Here is an 18157-nt window from a genome sequence, read left to right as displayed (position 1 = left end):
TCTTAAAAGCGAAGCCTGATGGCGCTTCGCTTATCAGGCCTACAAGGGCTGGTCCTGTAGGCCGGGTAAAGCGCAGCCGCCACCCGGCGCTTTCGCAGACGCGTTCCGCTCCGCCAGCAGCCGACAAATCTCCGCGTGCTTCTCCTCGGTAAAGGTAAAGCGCGACATAAAGCCCATGCGGATCAGCGAGCCTATCGCCGGCAGCAGGCAAATCCCGAAGAACAGCCCCGACAGCACGCTCTCGCTCTGAATTTGCGCCTGCGGCACGTAGCCGATCATCGTCAGAAACACGCCGATAAGCCCGCCGCCCACCGCCACCGACATCTTGCCGGTAAAGGTCTGCCCGGAGAAGGTGATCGCCGCGCATCGCTTGTGGGTGTGGTACTCCGCGTACTCGATGGTGTCGGCAATCATCGACGAGGTGAGGATGTTGGTCATCATCACGAACAGCGTGCTCAGGCCGAGCAGAATAAACAGCATCGTCACCTGCTGATAGCCGACAAACCACATCACCACGCGCACCGCCACGTCCAGCCCGCAGAGGATCATAAACAGCTTTCGCTTCTGCATCCGGCGCGTCAGCATCGGGGCGACCAGGCACAGCACCGCCGCCACAATCCCCATCACGCCAATCGCCATCTGCAGGCTGCCGTCGCCCAGGTTGTTGATAAAGAAGTAGATATACAGCCCGCCCGCCACGTTGTGGAACACGCAGAAGAAGAACGACAGCAGGACGATAAACAGCGGCTTGTTCTGGCGCAGGTTGTGGAAGGTGTCGCGGATGGTCACCTTTTCCGGGCTGGGCGGCACGCGCTCTTTGATCTGCATGAAGCCGTTGAGCATCAGCGGCAGGCCCACCAGCATCATCACCAGCGCCGCCATAAAGTAGCCTTTATCGTTGCTGTACTGGGCGAAATAGGCCGCCAGCTTCGGGAAGAAGATGTTGGCGCAGGCAATCCCGGCGTTCACCCCGAGCATCGCCGCCGTCACCGCGCGGGTGCGCTGCCCGGAGTCGTTGGTCATCACCGACGACATCGACCAGAACGGGATATCGGAGATGGCGTACAGCGTCCCCCACAGGATGTACGTCACCCCGGCGTAGAGGATTTTGGTGGTCATGTCCGCTTCGATTTTATAGAACGACAGCAGCGTGACGCCGGTGATCAGCAGCGGGGCGATCAGCAAAAAGTGGCGAAACTTGCCGAACCGGCTGTTAATGGTGTCCATAATGCTGGCAAACAGCGGATCGTGAACCGCGTCCCACGCGCGGGCAATCAGGAAGATGGTGCTCGCCGCCAGCGCCGAGATCCCCAGCACGTCGGTGTAAAAATAGTTAATAAACGAACCCACTAAACCAAAGCTAAAACACTGACCTAAACCATAACCAAAATAAGACCACAGCTCGCGAGACGGTATTTTCATTGTCGTTGCCATTGTTATATGCCTGCCTGGTTGCCCGGCGGTGGACCGCCGGGTCGATATTATTAGTCCTGCGCCTGTGGGGCGATCTTGCGCAACTGCTGCATCAGGGCGATTTCACGGCGCGAGAACGGAATACCGTTCTCCTCAAACACGTCGTGGAACCAGAGACGGCAGTAGTCCGTGGACTCCTTCATCACCACCGGCCACGGCAGCCACGTCTGGGTTTTGCCGCGCACCAGCCCCCACTGGTACGGCGCGACCTTCGCCGCGTACATCAGCGGGAGCTGCTCTTCGATGGTGCTGCCCACGTGGCGCGCCAGCCATTCGGTACAGAACATCGGTCGTCCGAGCTGTTGCAGCTGCTGGATAATCGCCGTCATCCGCCCGGTGTGGGTGTAGGCGTGGAAGCTCACCACGTCCGAGAGCGCCAGCGCGGTCTGGTCCAGCGGGTGCTGGAAGAACGTCTCGCCCTCCTCTTCCGGCGGCAGGCGCCACGCGCAGACAGTGAGCGGCTGGGTTGGATCTTCTTCTCGCACCCACTGGAACGCCAGCTTCATCAGCGCGTGGGCGCAGGTCTCCAGCTTCGCGTCGTACTGCACCTCCTGCGTACCCGTCGCGAAAATGCCGCGGTTGCCCGGCTCGTTGTAGAGATCCCACAACAGCACGCGCTTATCGTCGCGGAACTGGCGGACAACGTCGCGGATATAGCGCTCAATGTCTGCCCAGCAGTCCGGATCGCACACCTTGTCACGCCCCGGGCTCGCCGCCGCCTGGCTGTTGTGCTTGCCCGGCACCGGCGGCTTTTGCGGGCCGAGGTACGGCTCGTCGCCGGAGAAGCCGCAGTCGTCCATCAGGGTCAGCATGGTGCTGAACCCGTGGCCGTCGGCAATCGTCAAAAACTGGTCGATGCGCGCCATCAGCCCGTCGCGGTCGCGCTCCCAGACGATAAACGGCAGATTGATGCGCAGGGTGTTGTAGCCCGCGTCCGCCGCCCAGCCCAGCTCGCGGTCAATCGTCCCGGCATCGAAGGTTTCTGCCTGCCAGATATCGGTCCAGTTCACCGCCGTCGACGGCAGATAGTTAAACCCGCACAGCCAGCCCTTCTGCTGATACCACGCCTGTGCCTGCTCCCTGCTCCACTGCTCTTTCATTACGCGTCCTCTTACTGATAATATTTAGCTAATAAATATTAGCTGCGGGATAAATACGCAATTTCCCGCACGAAGAAAAGCGATGCCCCTCACAAAGTTCACGCTTCGATGAATGAGAAACGTGATCGACGGCGCTAAAGCGTGCGGTTAGGGTATGATGCGAAATCGCGAAAGGGAGAGGACGGATGAAGCGAAAAACGAAAGTGACGATGAACGATATTGCGCGGGCGGCCGGGGTGTCGCAGGCGACGGTATCGCTGGTACTTAACCAGTCCCGCAACATCAAGCTCAGCGACGACACCCGTCATAGGGTGATTAGCGTCGCCACCGAGCTCGGCTACGACCGCCTCCCCGCCGTTCACGCCCCGCGCAACCAGGAAGAGATCGCCCTGCTGGTCAGCTCCATGCAAAGCTTTGACCCGTTTATCGACGCCATCAGCCAGGCACGGGAAGCGGCGTGGCGCAACGAGACCCTGCTCACCGTCTACGACTACGGCGACGACATCGAGCTGGCGCTGAACATCATCCGCCAGCTGGAGAAGCGCAACTGCATCGGGATTATTCTCGCCTCTCCGGTCACCACGCTGGTGGACATGACGGCGTTCCAGGACTGCACCCGCATCCCGCTGGTGCTGCTCAACCAGCGCGACCCCGGCTCGCCGCTGCTGCCGTCGTTTATCCCGGACGACTACGCCAACGCCTTCCAGGTGACGAAACACCTCATCGCCTGCGGGGCCACGCGCATCGCCCACATCACCGGCGAGAGCTGGATGGAGGCCTCGCGCCAGCGTCTGGCGGGCTACCAGACCGCGCTGCAGCAGGCTGGACTCGCGTGCGACGACGGTCTGGTGCGCCAGACCAACTGGCAGTTCAGCGAGTCCTTTACCGCCACGACTTCTCTGCTGGAGCAGACCGAGCGCCCGGACGCCATCTTCTGCGCCAGCGACTGGCTGGCGATCGGCTGCTACCAGGCGCTGGCGGTGAATGGCGTGCGCATCCCGCAGGATATGCTGCTGGCGGGCTACGACGACCAGAAGATCTCCGAGCAGCTCACCCCGCCGCTGACCAGTATCCAGCTGCCCTACAGCGAGCTGGGACGGCTGGCGGTGGAGTACCTGTGCAATCAGGAAGATGCCGCCACGCACGTGACGCTGGCGGGCAGGCTGAAGGTACGCGCCTCAAGCCTCGTCTGAGGTAAACACCATGCCTGCGTAGGGCTTCTCGCGACACGCCGCCAGTCGCGCGGCGAGGCTGCCCACGTGCAGCTCCAGCTTGTGCCCGTCCGGGTCGAGAAAATAGAACGACGCCCCCTCGCTTTTGTTCTGCTTCCAGACGGTGACGCCCGCCTGCTCAAGCCTTTGCGAGAACGGTTCAAAATCCGCTTCCGCGACGGTAAACGCGTAGTGGGTGTAGTCGCTCTCCTGCGGCGGCACATACTGGCGCGCCTCGTCGTACGACAGGCAGACCCACAGATCGCCGCAGGTGAGATAGGCCCCGGTATTCCAGCGGGCGTGCAGGGTCAGGCCCAGCAGCTCGTGCCAGAAGGTGACGCTTTTTTGCAGGTCGCTGACCGCGAGGGTCAGGTGGTTGAGTGATTGCAGCATGACGTGCCCTTTTGTTTTTCGCGCCGGACGTGGTACGGTAAAGAGATGAACATAAACCACGCCGTGCTCACCGTAAACCGCTGGTGGCTGCCTTCTTAAAGGCGGCACGGAGTTGTTTTCCCCATTTTCAGATAGCCGCCGAAAGGCGGCTTTCTCACATCTAAGACCCCTTTCGGCATTACAACGTTAAGGAGTCTTTATGAACGCACCCACCATCCTCACCGGCGACCGCCCAACCGGCCCGCTGCACCTTGGCCACTTCGTCGGATCGCTGCGCCAGCGCGTGGCGCTCCAGCACACGCACAACCAGTTTGTGCTGATTGCCGACCTGCAGGGGCTGACCGACAACGGCAGCAACCCGCAGAAGATCCGCGACAACATCCCCGAAGTGCTGGCCGACTACCTCGCCGCCGGTATCGACCCGAACCTGACCACGATCTGCCTGCAGTCCGCCCTGCCCGCCCTCGCCGAGCTGACGATGCTGTATATGAACATCGTCACCGTCGCCCGCGTGGAGCGTAACCCGACGGTGAAAAACGAGATTGCGCAGAAGGGCTTTGCCCGCTCGCTGCCGGTCGGGTTTATGGCCTACCCCATCAGCCAGGCGGCGGACATCACCGCGTTCAAGGCCGAGTGCGTGCCCGTCGGCGACGACCAGCTGCCGATGATTGAGCAGACCAACGAGATTGTGCACAAGATGAACAGCCTGCTGCCCGCCCCGGTGCTGCGCCACTGCAAGGCGATGCTGAGCGACACCAGCCGCCTGCCCGGCATCGACGGCAGCGCCAAGATGTCGAAATCGCTGGGCAACACGCTGCACCTTTCGGCCAGCGAAGAGACCATTCATCGTGCCGTCAGCGCCATGTACACCGATCCGAACCACCTGAAGGTGAGCGACCCGGGGCAGATTGAGGGGAACGTGGTATTTACGTATCTCGACGCGTTTCATCCGGACAAGGGCAAGGTGGCGGCGATGAAGGCGCACTATCAGGCAGGCGGGCTGGGCGACCGGGTTTGTAAGAACGAGCTGGAGGCGTGTTTGCAGGAGCTGATTGCGCCGATGCGGGAGCGGAGGGCGATGTATATGCGTGACAGGGGAGAGTTGATGGCGATGCTGAAGCGCGGGACTGAACGGGCGCAGGGGGTGACGCAAGGGACGTTGAGGGAGGTGAAGGTTGGGTTGGGGGTGCCGGTGTTTTAATGGGGTGAGTTGATTGAGGCTGGGCGGCGGAGTGTGATTGACACATAGCCGCTTTGCCTCTCGATTTAATATATTGTTTGTTATAAGAATACTTAATTTTCCTTTTAGAACATTTAAATTGCTTTAGTTACTTTAATATTACATTGATAAATCCTTTATGACACGCTTAAAGGATTAACATGGCAGATGTAGATAATATATCCTTGAGATTATTCAACATAATCGATTCTCCAGATACAGTCACAGCATTTATAAATGGAGGCTTATCCGTTCCGCTAGATTATGGATATCTGATCTATGGTATCTTTGACACTGAAACAAGGCATGAACGCGAAACCGAAAGAATTCGGATAGCTAACGCAATCATAAAAGACATTTTGAATTACGATAATATCGTCAATGCAGCCAAGCAAATTTTTAAACTATTCAACAGATATTTAACCGAGGCTGAGCAAGATAAGGTTTATAGGCCAGCAGCTTCTTCAATACTGGGTAGAGTATCAACAAATATTATAGCGGCAACCATTGCGAAACGTGTTATTGAAAGAACGTCTTTTACATTTGTGGTTTTCAAAGGCAAATTAAATCCAATAACAGGACTGAGTACACTCCTTTTGTTTGGAGGCATGGCAGAACGCTCAATCAGAACATCTGCCCGGCTTAAAGCAGAAGCACCGGAGATATACGAACTTCTCAGACCCCGAGACTACGACCTACTCTACTTTCTCTTTGCTGATGCCGTCCAACCTTTCGTAGATGCTATCCATGCAGGTTACTCAGAAGGAAAACCTGTATTTAATCAGATCATAAACAAACTTAATGAAAAACTTAAAGCCAAACGTACGGTAGGCTCGTATGAGTAAGTTTATTATTCCCATTATAAATCTACTTCTTTGTTCATATTTAGTCTTATTATATATCCTTAGCTGGGTTGAATTCGAAACCTGGCATGATAAAATAATCGCCTTTTGCATAATTACCATAAGCGCTTACATTATTTCATTAGTAATGAATAAATTCCTGCCAGGAAAGATACATATTTTTGGCGGGATCCTGGATGTGTTATCAGGTCCCTTACTGATCATCGGTGCATTTGCTTGTATAGCTGTACTTGAACCATGGCCGCTGAAAATTATTGGTTTATTCATATGGGTCGTGGCGATGTTGCACCTACCTTCTTTTGTAAATATAGATGAGGAATAACCATGTCAAATCCAGCATATCTTTGGTTAACCGATACTAATGGCTCACCCGTCGTAGGAGGTTCCATGGTGTCCGGTCGGTTAGGCGCTATTGAATTAAAGGCGGTCGCTCATCACCTCACCATTCCTGTGAGTGGACATACAGGCCGACTAACAGGTACCCGCGTACATACACCGATTGCCGTTCAGAAAGAGTTTGATAAAACAACACCGGTTCTCATCAGGGCACTGTGTGAAAACCAAACGCTAAAATCGGCTACGATCAAAATGTATCAAATTGATGATGCAGGAATCGAGAGAGAATATTTCAACATTATCCTGGAGAATGTAAAAATCACGGGCATTACGCCCAATCTGTTCCCGGGTTCTGGAACAGGAACGCATACAGAAACAATCGAGCTAAGATATGAGGCAATCACCTGGAAACACTGTGACGGGAATATAGTTTACAGAGATGCATGGAATCATATGGCGATAGCCTGAACCGACTTTAAAATTTCTCGGGCCGGGGTAACGTTGTGCTTGTCGGTCCGACCAAGCGGAACGTCGCCGGGAAGCGCTGGCGATTATTTCTACCGCTTTAAAGGAGAGCATCATTATGGAACCCACACTCTCTCAAGTCATTGAGGTTGTTCGAAACTCCTCAGGTGAGCATCGTAAACCTATCGATAGCAATACGTTGATTGAGGCCGATTTGCATATTTGCGGTATCGATGGCGAAGACCTACTGGAAGACTGCGAAGAAGCGTTTGGCGTTAAACTTGCCACGGAAGAAGATGGCTACAGGAAAACGTTCTCTCTCGCAGAGAATGAGTATCTGTTTACGGGTGAAGGCATAGACTTTTTTGGCATCTGTCGGTTTATCCGCTGGATACGTGGCATACCCGAACCTGTTATATGTGATTTAACCGTCGGCAAACTTCACGCTGCGCTGGTTAACGCGGTGAAAGAGCAGGTTAAGCACGATTGATTTTTACTTACAACGGGCATGGGATGACATGCCCGTTTTATTGCTTCAAGGGTTACATTAGATGGGAAGCAGGTTACTCAGACATCGCCTGCCCTGTTCCACGCTTAACAACCGGTATATCGCCGGTATCATTCAACGCGCCCGGAAACGTCTTCAACCACTGCGCCACTTTCTTTTTATTTATATTCACCACGCTCATACCTTCCAGGCATCCCCATAATTCTCTTGTATGTTGTGGCGTAATCACAATGCAGTCTTTCATGGCGCGGATTTTTACGGGCATGCCGTTGATGAAACCCGCGCGTTTTAACCAGTCGCCGCCCAGAAGAAGATATTTCATGTCGATACGTGCATAGAGTTCGCAGCAGGCGGCACTGTCCTGCGGCGTCTCCGCGCGGGGATGGACGGGCGCCGCGTTGAGCCGGTTGCCGTGAAGTCGGCGGGCGCTGTTTTTGCGCACCAGCTCGCGGTTTTCGATCATGCCGGTGAAAGCGTCTGATTCTGTTTTGCAAACAGTAAACTCTGGCTTAAAATTCGTCGCAGCCATTTTCAACTCCTCAGTAGTTGTTGTGGTTAGCGGTATGGGGGTGTTGCAGCACCTTCATATCGCGAATTGCTCGTTAAATTTTCTTTGATACTTCCTTTGCCGTTCGGCGTAATTCCTGGTGCTCATTATACAGGGCTGAATATAAATACAGCGGTTTGGTGTGGGGTAAATTTAGAATTTGCGAGGGAGATTCAGGAAATAGGATTATATGCGGTAAGGTCATGTTTTTGTTGATTACGGGTTGATTGGTCTGGATTTTGCGAGCATCATCGCAATTATTTACCTTCTTCCGTAACGCGATGGCTTCCAGCAAAACTCTCGAACAGGCAATTGCCGATATCACCATCTGGCGCAAAGGCGAACAGCGTGCGCCGCATAAGCCTTTATTGCTTCTGTACGTGCTGGCGAACTATCAGCAGGGGCATGCGCGACTGTTTGATTATGGAACCGAGGTCCACGAACAGTTGCTTAGCCTGCTAAAACGCTTTGGCCCACAGAGGAAGACGCATTACCCGAATATGCCTTTCTGGCGGCTCAAAGGGGACGGTTTTTGAGATCTTCAGAACACTGAGTTTTGTTCGACCGCTGGCAGTAAGCAACCGCCTGTTAAAGAACTTATAGAAAATAACGTTGCAGGCGGGTTTGATGAAGAACACTTTGCGCTGCTGAATAAGAACAAAAATCTGATCGGCTCGCTGTCGCAGCAGATCCTTGAAGCGCACTTTCCTGAAAGCATTCAGGAGGAGATCGCAGATGAGATGGGGTTTGATATCCAGCAAATCCGTAAGGTTTGCGATCCGCTGTTCCGCCAACAGGTGCTTCGCGCTTATAACTATGAATGTGCCATCTGCGGATTAAACATGCGGCATGATAACGCCTAGGTTGGACTCGAAGCCGCGCATATCAAGTGGAAGCAGTTTGGCGGACCATATGAGATCCCGAACGGACTGGCGTTGTGTGCAATTGATCATAAGGCGTTTGATAAAGGATCTATTGGGCTGGATGAGAGTATGCGGGTGCTCGTGTCTGAGGCGGTGAATGGGAATGGGATTGTTGGGCGGTTGTTCTGGGATTTTGCAGGAATGGAAATTGCGCTGCCGGTGGTGAAAGGTAACTATCCAAAGAAGGGATATGTGGAGTGGCATCGTAGGGAGGTGTTTAGAGGATGAGTGCGAAGGCCAGACTCACCTTTTCTTTTAATTCATTGAAAATTAATGGGTTGTGCGATTTAATTTTGGGGATTTGCCTCCAGAATGGGACATAAAATTGAATACTGCGTGGAAGATCAGAAAGTTGCGTGATTATTTTCCAGGTCCGAAACGCATTCCAGAGTAAGGCTTCTCACGGCATTGCGTCAGTCGAGATGCTAAATCTCCCACATGCAGCTCCATCTTGCGTCCATTGATTAACTCGTTCATCACGTTGCCTATCCGGTTGATAACAAAATACCGCCCTACTCAGCGATAATATCTTATATGATTGCCGTATTCTTATCGTAAACTGCTTCGTCAGATAGCTGACGAACTCATGATCTATCACTATATCCAGGACAGGGTTCATTACGGCGTCGATCTGGTACTCGATGAATTGGATGTTATGCTTAGAGATCTCCTCAGATGACATAAACATTATGCTTGGAAGACCTCTAGGCGATTTTACGCAGACACTTACAATTGCACAGGCCTCTAGAGCAGCAACCGACGATCACATAGCATTGTCCGGACCAAGCCTGAAAAATTACCTTTTGGGACTTACAATTGACAATTAGTAATTTTATTGTCAGGTCCGGTAGCCATCTAAGCGATTGCCTTAAAAAGTGGGCATATACACAGAAATAATGACAGACAAGCCCGCAAAAAAATCAGCTCCAGTTAGCACTCTCTTCGGAGTGCTTCTACCATTTATAGTAAAATGATGTTTATGCATCATACACAACAGTGCTACTTATAACATGTAATACAAGCGCCGCCCCCCTCTTCAAGATCATACATCGCGTCCATATCTAACGTGTCAATAATCATGCTTTCATCCACCATTGCATGCATACCTAATCGACGTTTTCTCTCGCGCTGTTTTTTCTTCTCGAAACGAGCTTTTACCTTCTCGTGGTTTTCCTTAATCTGCTTGACACGCTCTGGGTCCTCCAGTGTTTCTAATGGTTCATTTGGCCCCATCCAGAAAAAAGTTTCGCCATTCTCACTAGTCTCAGCTCTTTTTTCATAAGACTTAGCTTCTTCAAAAGCCTCAGGATGCTCTTCACGTAGCCGTACCCATTCAATTTTTCTCTGGAAGAAGCAGAAGGTACAACCAGAACGAGAACGCCATTCGTAGTATTTCGGTAAACCAAGCCCTGCACTATCTAATATATCGAGTACACCCTGCTTTTTAATTCCGTCCTCAGCAAATGGCATTTTGATTGTGAGATATTTTTGGTTCTCATTGGGTCGATAACCATCACGCCAAGGTTCATCAGCGCGAATACCCACATAAGAAATAACTTCGTAGCCATCGTTGAGGAAAGGGCGAATCCATTTCTCAAATGGCTCGAGTTTCATACGGATGGTACACCACCGTTGTTGTCCTGCAGGGAGAAAATTATTGTGTTGCTCTAACCAATAATCAAATCCTTTTTTGTCGTTTATGTGCAGAATAGGTTTACCTAGAACAATTTCTAGTTGCTCCAAGTACTCATAAACTTCAGGTAATTCTTTGCCCGTATCAGTAAAGAAATACTCGATGTCGAGCTCAGGATAGTTCCTAGCCATATACACCGAGAGAGCAGCACTGTCCTTACCTCCTGATAGGCCAAGAACATGTTTCACCTTGCGTTCATCACTCATGAGTAATACCTGTTTATTTAACTTTTTGCTTCAAGGGACTTTCTCAGCAATTGCTGCAACACATTGATTTTATGGAATTCATCAAGCCCAGAAAGATGACCTTCAATAGTATTCATTGTGTTTTGCAATTCATCCATTTCAACAACTCTAATTTCTCGCTTAAATGAGGTTAGCTTACCATCATCGCCTTCTAATACTAAGGACACCAATTTTGTTTTACCAGAGCCAGAGTTAGCTTCGTCATTATGCTGCGACTTTACCACACTCAAAAAATCTTGTGCGTAGTCACTGATTTTGTTTGATGCTGTTTGAAGAATTCCTTCGTTCCAGTTTTGTTTTCCGCGCCCAGTAACAATTTGAATTATGCTCTCTAGCCACTGTAATAATCCAGTATCACTTTTGGCGAGCTCTCTAGCAAAAGCTTTTAAGCGCAAGTCACCTGAATTTGTCTCAACGTACCGGCACATTTGAGCTAATTCTTCACCATTTTCTGGAAAAATGTTTTTTACTCTGGTCTTGATCGAAACTAACATTTGCTCGTGCTTTTGCCTGAGAGTTTTAAAACAGTCTTCCAAGAGATCAATTTGACTCGTAAAATCATTAGCACCAAAATCTACCAACTCTTTACGTAACTTCTTAATAAGTAGAGTATGTGGATCATTTGCTTGCAAAAAAAGATCTCGCACTCTCAAATAGGTTTTATTACGTTCATCATTATCTGGCACAAGATGGTGTGCATTTTTTACCCACTGCGGTAGATTATGTATTGTGGTAACTAATGGTGTCGCAACTGATAATATATTATTCGAAATATTACGGTTGGTTTCGGCTGCAGCGAAAACCGCAAGGTTTTGCAACCACTCTTTTTCGTCAGTTGCTAATACGATATATTTCGCGGCAAGATCGCCTGGGTTCTTGATCAGTTTATGAACATAGTCATTGTCTGGCTCTGCGATAAAGGCAAATTCGCCAGACATATCTTTTTCATAATATGCGATTTGTTCACCCATTGATTTCAAAAAAGCGAGTATGAAAATCGGAATAACACCTTTCGTTAAACCAAAGGGTGCGCTACCCCATAACTCGGCGATTTCAGACAAACCAACTTCACTACCTTTGCGATCTTTCAATAGTTGTTCAGCTGCGGCAAATACGGCACTGAGATTTGTATCCAAATAATCTCTGAACCAATGCTGCCCTTTTTCACCTTCGGCCGAGTGAATAGATGTATTTTTTAAGCAGCTTATATACATGGATTTCTCTGGAGGAAACCCCTCAATACCTAAATCTACACAGTCTTCTTTATCAAGCATGGCTTCGAGAAGCTTTTTTAAAGCAGAAACTGCGGTCCCAGACAACTTATTACGATTAACAAGCTCGTTGAGGATTTTAGGTGTTTGGAAAAATATGTTGTCGGCAGCGAAGGTTGCTATTTCACTAATGGTCTCTTTGGCATAAGCAACTCCGTTGTGAAACCAAACCGCGTTGTTGAATGCATAGGTTAAAGCGGTTTCAAGGGCTGATTGTGCATTAAAAGTACGAGCATTGTGTTCTTCGCGAGCTACTTTGTCATGAGTAAGCGCAGCTCCAGTTATTTTATCACTCTGGATAAGATCTAACGCATATTTTTCATTCGCAAGATTAATAATTTCATTAGCATTTGGTGCACAAGCAAGCATCAGTGACTTGTTATTTCGTGTTAACTCCTTCAATCGCGCTTCCGATTCTTCTTTTAGTAATAGTAAGAAATTCGCGAATTCACCATTTCGAGATGTAAGTAACGAACTAATTTCGATACTACTAAGTTGCATTGCTACCGATTGAGCAGCCCATCGTAATGTACCAAATTCATGATAATGGCCTTTAGCAATAACTTGGGAGCTAAAATTAATACGACCAACCGCTTCATGGCTATTATGAAGTTGGTCAAGTTTTTCTTCAACTAAACCAGCAATATCGAGATCAGACCCCTCAAATACCACCCAAGAGGATAGATATTTTCTAAATACAATACAGGAAGCGTCTTTTAGCTGTTGTAGACACGCATTAAGCTGTTCTTGCTGTGTAATCTCGGTTGCGGTAAGCAGTATCTTTTCAGTGCCGGTGAGGTTGGCAGATTTACCAAACAGGGTAATCAAAGCTATGCTTTTAAGCAGCTTGATGCATTGCGGTGAAAAGTCTTGTTTCAAGGCTTTTCTTATTGCATCAGCTGCTGTCGCCCAACCATGACCATCAGGGGATCCCAAAATAGCATGTTCCATATTGGCTTCTAAATAATCCCAAAGATGACTAAGATCATATCGAGCGTTTTGGTCACTTGTTTGCTGTAAGAAAAGTTGAAAACTGAACTGTTCATGAGAATTCAAAAAACTAAACGTACTGCGTTCGTTTTGACTAAATCTTCGCTTGGCAATAGGCCCTAATAGCAATGCGGTTAATGGATGAAGTGGAATACATTGCTCCAATCGTGTAAGTAGCAGCTCTTTACGCTGTCGCTTATCTTCAAGGGCTGCAAGTACACGTTTAACGAGCTGATCACCATCTTTTTTCGGTAATATTGTTTTTATCGAGCTACTAATTAATGCAACCGTTTCATCAGTTGATACGTTATAAAGAATATCGCTATAGCGTCCTTGAATCTTACCCCATTCATCCTGTAACTTGGTGCCACGTTCTTTAGCATATTCACTAAATGCCTGATGTAACAATCCTAAAAAAATAACTGGCGTGTTAATCCTAGATAGCTCTTCTGCGATATCCTGAAATAAATGTAAATCACCACCATTTCGGTTAATGTACTCTAAGCTTTTGCCCATTTCATCTGCGATGATAAGTACACCATCAACGTATGGAGCAATGTCTTCAAACAGGGCTTTCCATGAGTTAAGGAGCTCACTGTCACTCTCTACGCTCACTTTGCTATACTTACTGAGTATGCTGGATTTGCATGTCTTTGGATGTTCTTCGAGTGCTCTAAGAGTTGCATTCCAAAATGATTCTACAGGACCTCTCACTCCACCTACGGAGCGTATTTGTAACCACCCTTCCTGGTAAGGGACACTTTCTTCTAATAGAATTTTAGACTCATCATTTATAGTAATGAGTGCTTCACTACGAATATTAATATCAGCATGCAGTAAACCAGCTACAAGCAACGCAACCGTTGACTTACCCGAACCATAAGCACCAGTAAGTGTATAGGCGCTCTGTCCGGTTTGTTTGTACTGCCGGAAGAGCGTTTCTAAGGAAGATTGTGCAGTTCCATGGTAAACCAAACCAGGAAAGAAATCGGTGCTCAAATCACTATCGATACGGGTAGAACGTTGATGGCGTGTAGCGATAGAGTAAAGTTTACTAAGAGTCACTCTTATTTTCCTTCTGGTTGATAGTAATGCTTAAGGTACTGATCAGCTTTAATTTTATTGATATCTTCGAAACAGTGTTGTACTTGCCTTAAACCTTGGGTATCTGTCCAGGCTATTTTGCCTTCGGTTAATGTTTCAACTTGATCAAGTTTGTCACTAAGCCCGGCAGCAGATAAACGAAATACTCGACCAGGAGAGCCTACGTCATTCAGTAATGCTTCAAAAGACAACGTGTTTACCTTACTCTCTTGGTGTTTTCTCTGCATATAGTCAATGAGGGCATAGGTAAAGACCTCTACGGGCAGTGAAGGACGCCGAGAAAGTTCTGCCAGGTAGCTCCTGGCATCTTCTTGCTTCAACAAACCTAGCTCTGTGAAAGGTGAAGCAAAGCTGTCCTCATTAATTTTTTTGGATTGCAATGACTTATGTGCATACATCTGCAACAGACAGTCGATATCTTTGTTTAGAGTTTCTTCAGTAAGCTCTTTCTCGTGATTAGTTAGTGCATCTTTGATTTCATTTGCTAAAAACTCTTTCTTTACTTTTATCCCATTGAAATAATTAAATAAAAAACGAGACGCATTTAATTCAGCATTTCTTGTATCGATGGATTGCAATAGCCAATGTAGTAACCAGATCGTCCCGATCTTATCAAGGTATTCATCATACGCTGCTCTACCGTTTTTATGAGTAAATAACTGTTCAGCAAGCGGTGTCAGTTGATAAATTTGTTCTTTGTTATCAACGCATATCACTAAATTCAGTGCACGAATCCAGTGCCGGACAGAAAGTACCATGTTCTTTCCCATCCCCATTGACTGCATCTGCTTCTCTATATTCAACTTACTCGAGATGGACTCACCTTTTACAATTTCTTGAATTATTTTATAAATCCAGCCGTAACGGATAGGAAAAGTTTGATGTCCGGAGAATTTTAGTATCGTAGATTCGATGCTCAATGTAGTTACCTTACTGCTGAATTGGAGATTTTATCCAAACGGAAACAATATTGTATCAGAAGGCCGTTGCATCTAGAAGTTCATTGTATTCAGAAGTTAATTGCACCATAAAAATCAATAATATTAGAACATATCACTAAAAAAACATAAAATCAGAACACATCATATAAGGATCATAAACTAAATGCATCAATGATAGAGCATCATTGCCTTCCCAGCTACTGGCAACATTAATCGTAAAGTTGTTGTGCCGTGCTTGTTTCATGGGAAATGAAAACTATGCCCGGTGCAAAGCTTGATGTTCAACCCAGCGTGATGTTTGTCTCTAAAATGTCCTTGATTTCATGTGCTTTGCCTAGCATATTGTGACTTTCAGGATAATGTTCGGCTCATCGAACCACTGAACTAGCTGCCTTTTGTGACTTGAATCTCAGCGGCCAGTGAAACGCTTGGCTCACTATACTTAAATGCCCGGTCAAGATCATAGAATATCCTTAGATTTAATGATATAAATAGGGTATTTTTGAAGCATATCAGTTACCTAGGAAAACATCGATGCAAAAGTCTCTGGATATTTTTAAAGCAGAACCTCAATCAGTATTTGATGTCATCTGCAAACGTAAAACAACAGGCTTTTATATGCCTGCTTATCAGAGACCATATTCATGGGAAGAAAGCCATATTAGAGATTTGTTTTCTGATTGTGAAAACGTATTTAGAAATCTTCTTGATTCTCATGATGCGATTATTTTTCTCGGCTCCATACTCAGTGTGGACGATAGTATTGCCCTAACCATCTACCCTTTAGTAAAAAGGGATAAACCGGAAGAAATCAAACTTATCATCGATGGGCAACAGCGCCTTTCGACTTTGATGTTGATAATACTCTGTATTAACGAAAGGTTAAGAATACTTTTACCGAGTTTGAAAAAAACAATTACCTCCGAACAAGATGAAGAAATAAAAGACGTCCTTGATGAATTACGCCAAGTAGTTTCCCAGCTAGAGATCGACACTTCGAATACGGTTGTAGAGACAACTGCAGAACATGAAGTATACAAATTTCTCCCTAAAATTATTCGTTCACAGGTCGATTGTTGGGGTAGAAGTGAGAAAAACGCTCTATATGACAGCCCAATAGCTGAATTGTTGTATGTGTATCAGCGTCACATTACGGATCAACGTGATAATTCAGTGTTTAAGCCTTTAGACTTATCATTGATGAGTACTTCTGCCAAACGTGTCGTTAATAACGTTAAAGAAATTAGAAAACAGCTTGACTGTGTACAAAAAGGTTTTCAATTTCAATTTCCTGATAGCGAAACCGAAGAAAAAATTAATATTAGTGACTTAGTCGATGTTGAAACATTGGATGTGTGTTTAGATTTCCCTGTTGATAAAAATTTGGCATTGGTTGCTGAATCGTATCCTAAAGTTGCAGAAGTTATTTACATCGCCGTATTTGCGAAATTTTTGCTTCATCGCGTTTGCCTTACATACGTTGAAGTTAACAATGAATCGTATGCATTCGATATGTTTGAAGCTTTGAATACTACGGGCGAACCACTCACAGCGATTGAAACATTTGTACCAAAAGCTATTGAATTCATAGGGAAAAAGCGTAAAGAGGGGGCTCCAGAAGAAGAACTGGAAGCAGCAATGGATGTTCTCAATTCCATAACTGAGCGTTTTGAAAATATCATTGATAGTAAAGAAAAAAACCTTAAAACTAAAGCGTTAATACTGGCATTTGTACGAGCTTTTGAAGGAAAAGTAAAAGTTACGAGTTTAAGAGATCAGCGAGATGCAATGCTTAAGAGTTATGAAAATTGCGACTATGATCTCAAAGGCGTTTACTTAAGCCAGCTGGCAACATCTGCCAACTTTTTGTTCGATCATTGGCAAGTAGTAGTACCAAATGTTGGGAAATTAGTTGACTCTAGCGTTTTAGATATTTCTAATTTATGTCTTCGATACCTTGTGGATATGAAGCATGATATTGTTCAAAGTCTATTGATACAATTTGTATTAATTGATGAGAAATTTGGAGCAACAGGTACAGAACATTCTGACTTCGCAAAAGTGCTTAAGTCAGTAACAGCGTTTAGTGTACTTTGGCGAGCGATGAGTGGCGGAGCTGATGGTATTGATGCGGTTTACAAAAAATTACATGAACGCGGTGTGAATGCAGATCAAAAAGGGTTCACATTAGGTCACGGCTCTCTGACCTCGGATCGGTTTAATCCAGATATTATTAATCAGTTTTTCAGAGAAGAACTTGTAAATAAAATTATTACAAAAGGTTCTCCAAAAGATACAGTAGATGAAAAATGGCTTGATATCTGTTCGAAACAGCAAATTCTAACCAAACCGAAGAGTATCAAGATGTTGCTCTTAGCTGGTTTGCATGGCGTTGAACTTGAAGGCGTTGATCACCAGATCTCAAATAAATTGAGTACTGATTTCCTAACAACCACGATGTGGGAATTAATTTCTCGGAAAAACGCTATTAAGAAGGTCTTCAATGGTGGTTCTACAGAAGGCTGGGGGGATGAGGAGATAGCAAACCCAGAAATTTATAACAAGATTGGTAACGTATTAATAGATGTCAGAGACGGAGTTTCCAGCTCCAATTCACCGTCTTGGTATAATCTAAAGCAACATTTACTTCAGGCCTTAGCTAACGATACAATTAAGGATATTGAAGATATCTTATCATCAGAGTGCCATATTTCTGAGCATGCTAAAAGTCATGCTTCAGTCTTGATGCTAGAGAAAAAATTTGGTGATATAACGTTCGCCGATAAATGGGGAAAGCAGCAGATTGATGAGCGCAGTTCATTACTCCTGAGTAACGCATGGCGCAATCTTACTAAATGGCTTGATTGGGAGTAAC

The 18157-nt window shown here is 47.1% G+C and carries 14 protein-coding genes and 1 pseudogene; 8 read left to right on the top strand and 7 right to left on the bottom strand.

The genetic code is table 11. The features are described 5' to 3' along the window. Positions 1 to 39: 39 nt before the first annotated feature. Together AC0TOY_RS19835 and AC0TOY_RS19830 are read right to left on the bottom strand one after the other, a co-directional pair. Complete coding sequence (locus AC0TOY_RS19835) at positions 40 to 1434, bottom strand: MFS transporter (RefSeq protein WP_032649974.1); 1395 nt, start codon at positions 1432 to 1434, stop codon at positions 40 to 42. A 50-nt stretch (positions 1435 to 1484) separates the two neighbouring features. Next, a complete protein-coding gene (locus tag AC0TOY_RS19830; RefSeq protein WP_473722422.1) occupies positions 1485 to 2573 on the bottom strand; it encodes a cellulase family glycosylhydrolase in 1089 nt (362 codons plus the stop codon). 185 nt (positions 2574 to 2758) lie between these two features. Here AC0TOY_RS19830 and AC0TOY_RS19825 point away from each other — a divergent pair, with 185 nt between their 5' ends. Further along, positions 2759 to 3766, top strand: a complete 1008-nt coding sequence (locus tag AC0TOY_RS19825; protein WP_473722421.1) for a LacI family DNA-binding transcriptional regulator — start codon at positions 2759 to 2761, stop codon at positions 3764 to 3766. Here AC0TOY_RS19825 and fosA read toward each other — a convergent pair. Further along, on the bottom strand, positions 3752 to 4177 hold the full coding sequence (gene fosA, locus AC0TOY_RS19820; protein WP_021240641.1) for a FosA/FosA2 family fosfomycin resistance glutathione transferase: 426 nt from the start codon (positions 4175 to 4177) through the stop codon (positions 3752 to 3754). The two genes, AC0TOY_RS19825 and fosA, sit on opposite strands and share 15 nt — an antisense overlap. A gap of 199 nt (positions 4178 to 4376) precedes the next feature. On the opposite strand from fosA, the gene trpS reads away from it, so the two are divergent. From trpS to AC0TOY_RS19795, 5 genes are all read left to right on the top strand, one after another. Then, on the top strand, positions 4377 to 5378 hold the full coding sequence (gene trpS, locus AC0TOY_RS19815; RefSeq protein ID WP_473722419.1) for a tryptophan--tRNA ligase: 1002 nt from the start codon (positions 4377 to 4379) through the stop codon (positions 5376 to 5378). A gap of 179 nt (positions 5379 to 5557) precedes the next feature. After that, positions 5558 to 6241 (top strand): hypothetical protein, encoded by a 684-nt coding sequence (locus tag AC0TOY_RS19810; RefSeq protein ID WP_473722418.1) that lies wholly within the window; start codon positions 5558 to 5560, stop codon positions 6239 to 6241. Beyond that, complete coding sequence (locus AC0TOY_RS19805; protein WP_090419253.1) at positions 6234 to 6581, top strand: hypothetical protein; 348 nt, start codon at positions 6234 to 6236, stop codon at positions 6579 to 6581. The genes AC0TOY_RS19810 and AC0TOY_RS19805 overlap by 8 nt, the downstream gene beginning before the upstream one ends. Positions 6582 to 6583: 2 nt before the next feature. Next, positions 6584 to 7063, top strand: coding sequence for an Hcp family type VI secretion system effector (locus AC0TOY_RS19800; protein ID WP_028015347.1), 480 nt, complete (start codon positions 6584 to 6586; stop codon positions 7061 to 7063). 115 nt (positions 7064 to 7178) lie between these two features. Beyond that, positions 7179 to 7550 carry a hypothetical protein gene (locus tag AC0TOY_RS19795; RefSeq protein ID WP_261666461.1) on the top strand — a complete coding sequence of 124 codons (372 nt, stop codon included), beginning with the start codon at positions 7179 to 7181 and terminating at the stop codon, positions 7548 to 7550. A gap of 73 nt (positions 7551 to 7623) precedes the next feature. On the opposite strand, the gene AC0TOY_RS19790 is transcribed toward AC0TOY_RS19795, so the two are convergent. Continuing rightward, positions 7624 to 8097 (bottom strand): SymE family type I addiction module toxin, encoded by a 474-nt coding sequence (locus AC0TOY_RS19790; RefSeq protein ID WP_090419259.1) that lies wholly within the window; start codon positions 8095 to 8097, stop codon positions 7624 to 7626. A gap of 299 nt (positions 8098 to 8396) precedes the next feature. Between AC0TOY_RS19790 and AC0TOY_RS19785 the strand changes: the two are divergent. After that, positions 8397 to 9266, top strand: a pseudogene (locus tag AC0TOY_RS19785) (phosphorothioated DNA-binding restriction endonuclease). Positions 9267 to 10037: 771 nt separating this feature from the next. On the opposite strand, the gene AC0TOY_RS19780 reads toward AC0TOY_RS19785, so the two are convergent. The 3 genes from AC0TOY_RS19780 to AC0TOY_RS19770 are packed head-to-tail and all read right to left on the bottom strand — an operon-like array spanning position 10038 to position 15261. Beyond that, a complete protein-coding gene (locus AC0TOY_RS19780; protein ID WP_040230264.1) occupies positions 10038 to 10937 on the bottom strand; it encodes a phosphoadenosine phosphosulfate reductase domain-containing protein in 900 nt (299 codons plus the stop codon). Positions 10938 to 10954: 17 nt separating this feature from the next. Then, the gene (locus tag AC0TOY_RS19775; RefSeq protein ID WP_473722417.1) at positions 10955 to 14302 is read right to left on the bottom strand and encodes a hypothetical protein; all 3348 of its coding nucleotides are present in this window, start codon (positions 14300 to 14302) and stop codon (positions 10955 to 10957) included. A gap of 2 nt (positions 14303 to 14304) precedes the next feature. Further along, on the bottom strand, positions 14305 to 15261 hold the full coding sequence (locus AC0TOY_RS19770) for a DUF4007 family protein (RefSeq protein ID WP_473722415.1): 957 nt from the start codon (positions 15259 to 15261) through the stop codon (positions 14305 to 14307). A gap of 555 nt (positions 15262 to 15816) precedes the next feature. On the opposite strand from AC0TOY_RS19770, the gene AC0TOY_RS19765 reads away from it, so the two are divergent. Next, on the top strand, positions 15817 to 18156 hold the full coding sequence (locus tag AC0TOY_RS19765) for a DUF262 domain-containing protein (protein WP_473722413.1): 2340 nt from the start codon (positions 15817 to 15819) through the stop codon (positions 18154 to 18156). Position 18157: the final 1 nt, after the last annotated feature.

It is taken from the genome of Enterobacter sp. PL_is379, assembly GCF_055817355.1.
The sequence above is the reverse complement of the archived record's forward strand: the minus strand, read 5'-3'. Positions and strand labels throughout refer to the sequence as shown.

What these genes read in the sequence shown, in the direction of transcription:
- AC0TOY_RS19765 (WP_473722413.1), top strand. Translation starts at nt 15,817, where the DNA reads ATGCAAAAGTCTCTGGATATTTTTAAAGCAGAACCTCAATCAGTATTT.
- fosA (WP_021240641.1), bottom strand. Translation starts at nt 4,177, where the DNA reads ATGCTGCAATCACTCAACCACCTGACCCTCGCGGTCAGCGACCTGCAA.
- trpS (WP_473722419.1), top strand. Translation starts at nt 4,377, where the DNA reads ATGAACGCACCCACCATCCTCACCGGCGACCGCCCAACCGGCCCGCTG.
- AC0TOY_RS19825 (WP_473722421.1), top strand. Translation starts at nt 2,759, where the DNA reads ATGAAGCGAAAAACGAAAGTGACGATGAACGATATTGCGCGGGCGGCC.
- AC0TOY_RS19780 (WP_040230264.1), bottom strand. Translation starts at nt 10,937, where the DNA reads ATGAGTGATGAACGCAAGGTGAAACATGTTCTTGGCCTATCAGGAGGT.
- AC0TOY_RS19830 (WP_473722422.1), bottom strand. Translation starts at nt 2,573, where the DNA reads ATGAAAGAGCAGTGGAGCAGGGAGCAGGCACAGGCGTGGTATCAGCAG.
- AC0TOY_RS19805 (WP_090419253.1), top strand. Translation starts at nt 6,234, where the DNA reads ATGAGTAAGTTTATTATTCCCATTATAAATCTACTTCTTTGTTCATAT.
- AC0TOY_RS19835 (WP_032649974.1), bottom strand. Translation starts at nt 1,434, where the DNA reads ATGGCAACGACAATGAAAATACCGTCTCGCGAGCTGTGGTCTTATTTT.
- AC0TOY_RS19810 (WP_473722418.1), top strand. Translation starts at nt 5,558, where the DNA reads ATGGCAGATGTAGATAATATATCCTTGAGATTATTCAACATAATCGAT.
- AC0TOY_RS19795 (WP_261666461.1), top strand. Translation starts at nt 7,179, where the DNA reads ATGGAACCCACACTCTCTCAAGTCATTGAGGTTGTTCGAAACTCCTCA.
- AC0TOY_RS19790 (WP_090419259.1), bottom strand. Translation starts at nt 8,097, where the DNA reads ATGGCTGCGACGAATTTTAAGCCAGAGTTTACTGTTTGCAAAACAGAA.
- AC0TOY_RS19800 (WP_028015347.1), top strand. Translation starts at nt 6,584, where the DNA reads ATGTCAAATCCAGCATATCTTTGGTTAACCGATACTAATGGCTCACCC.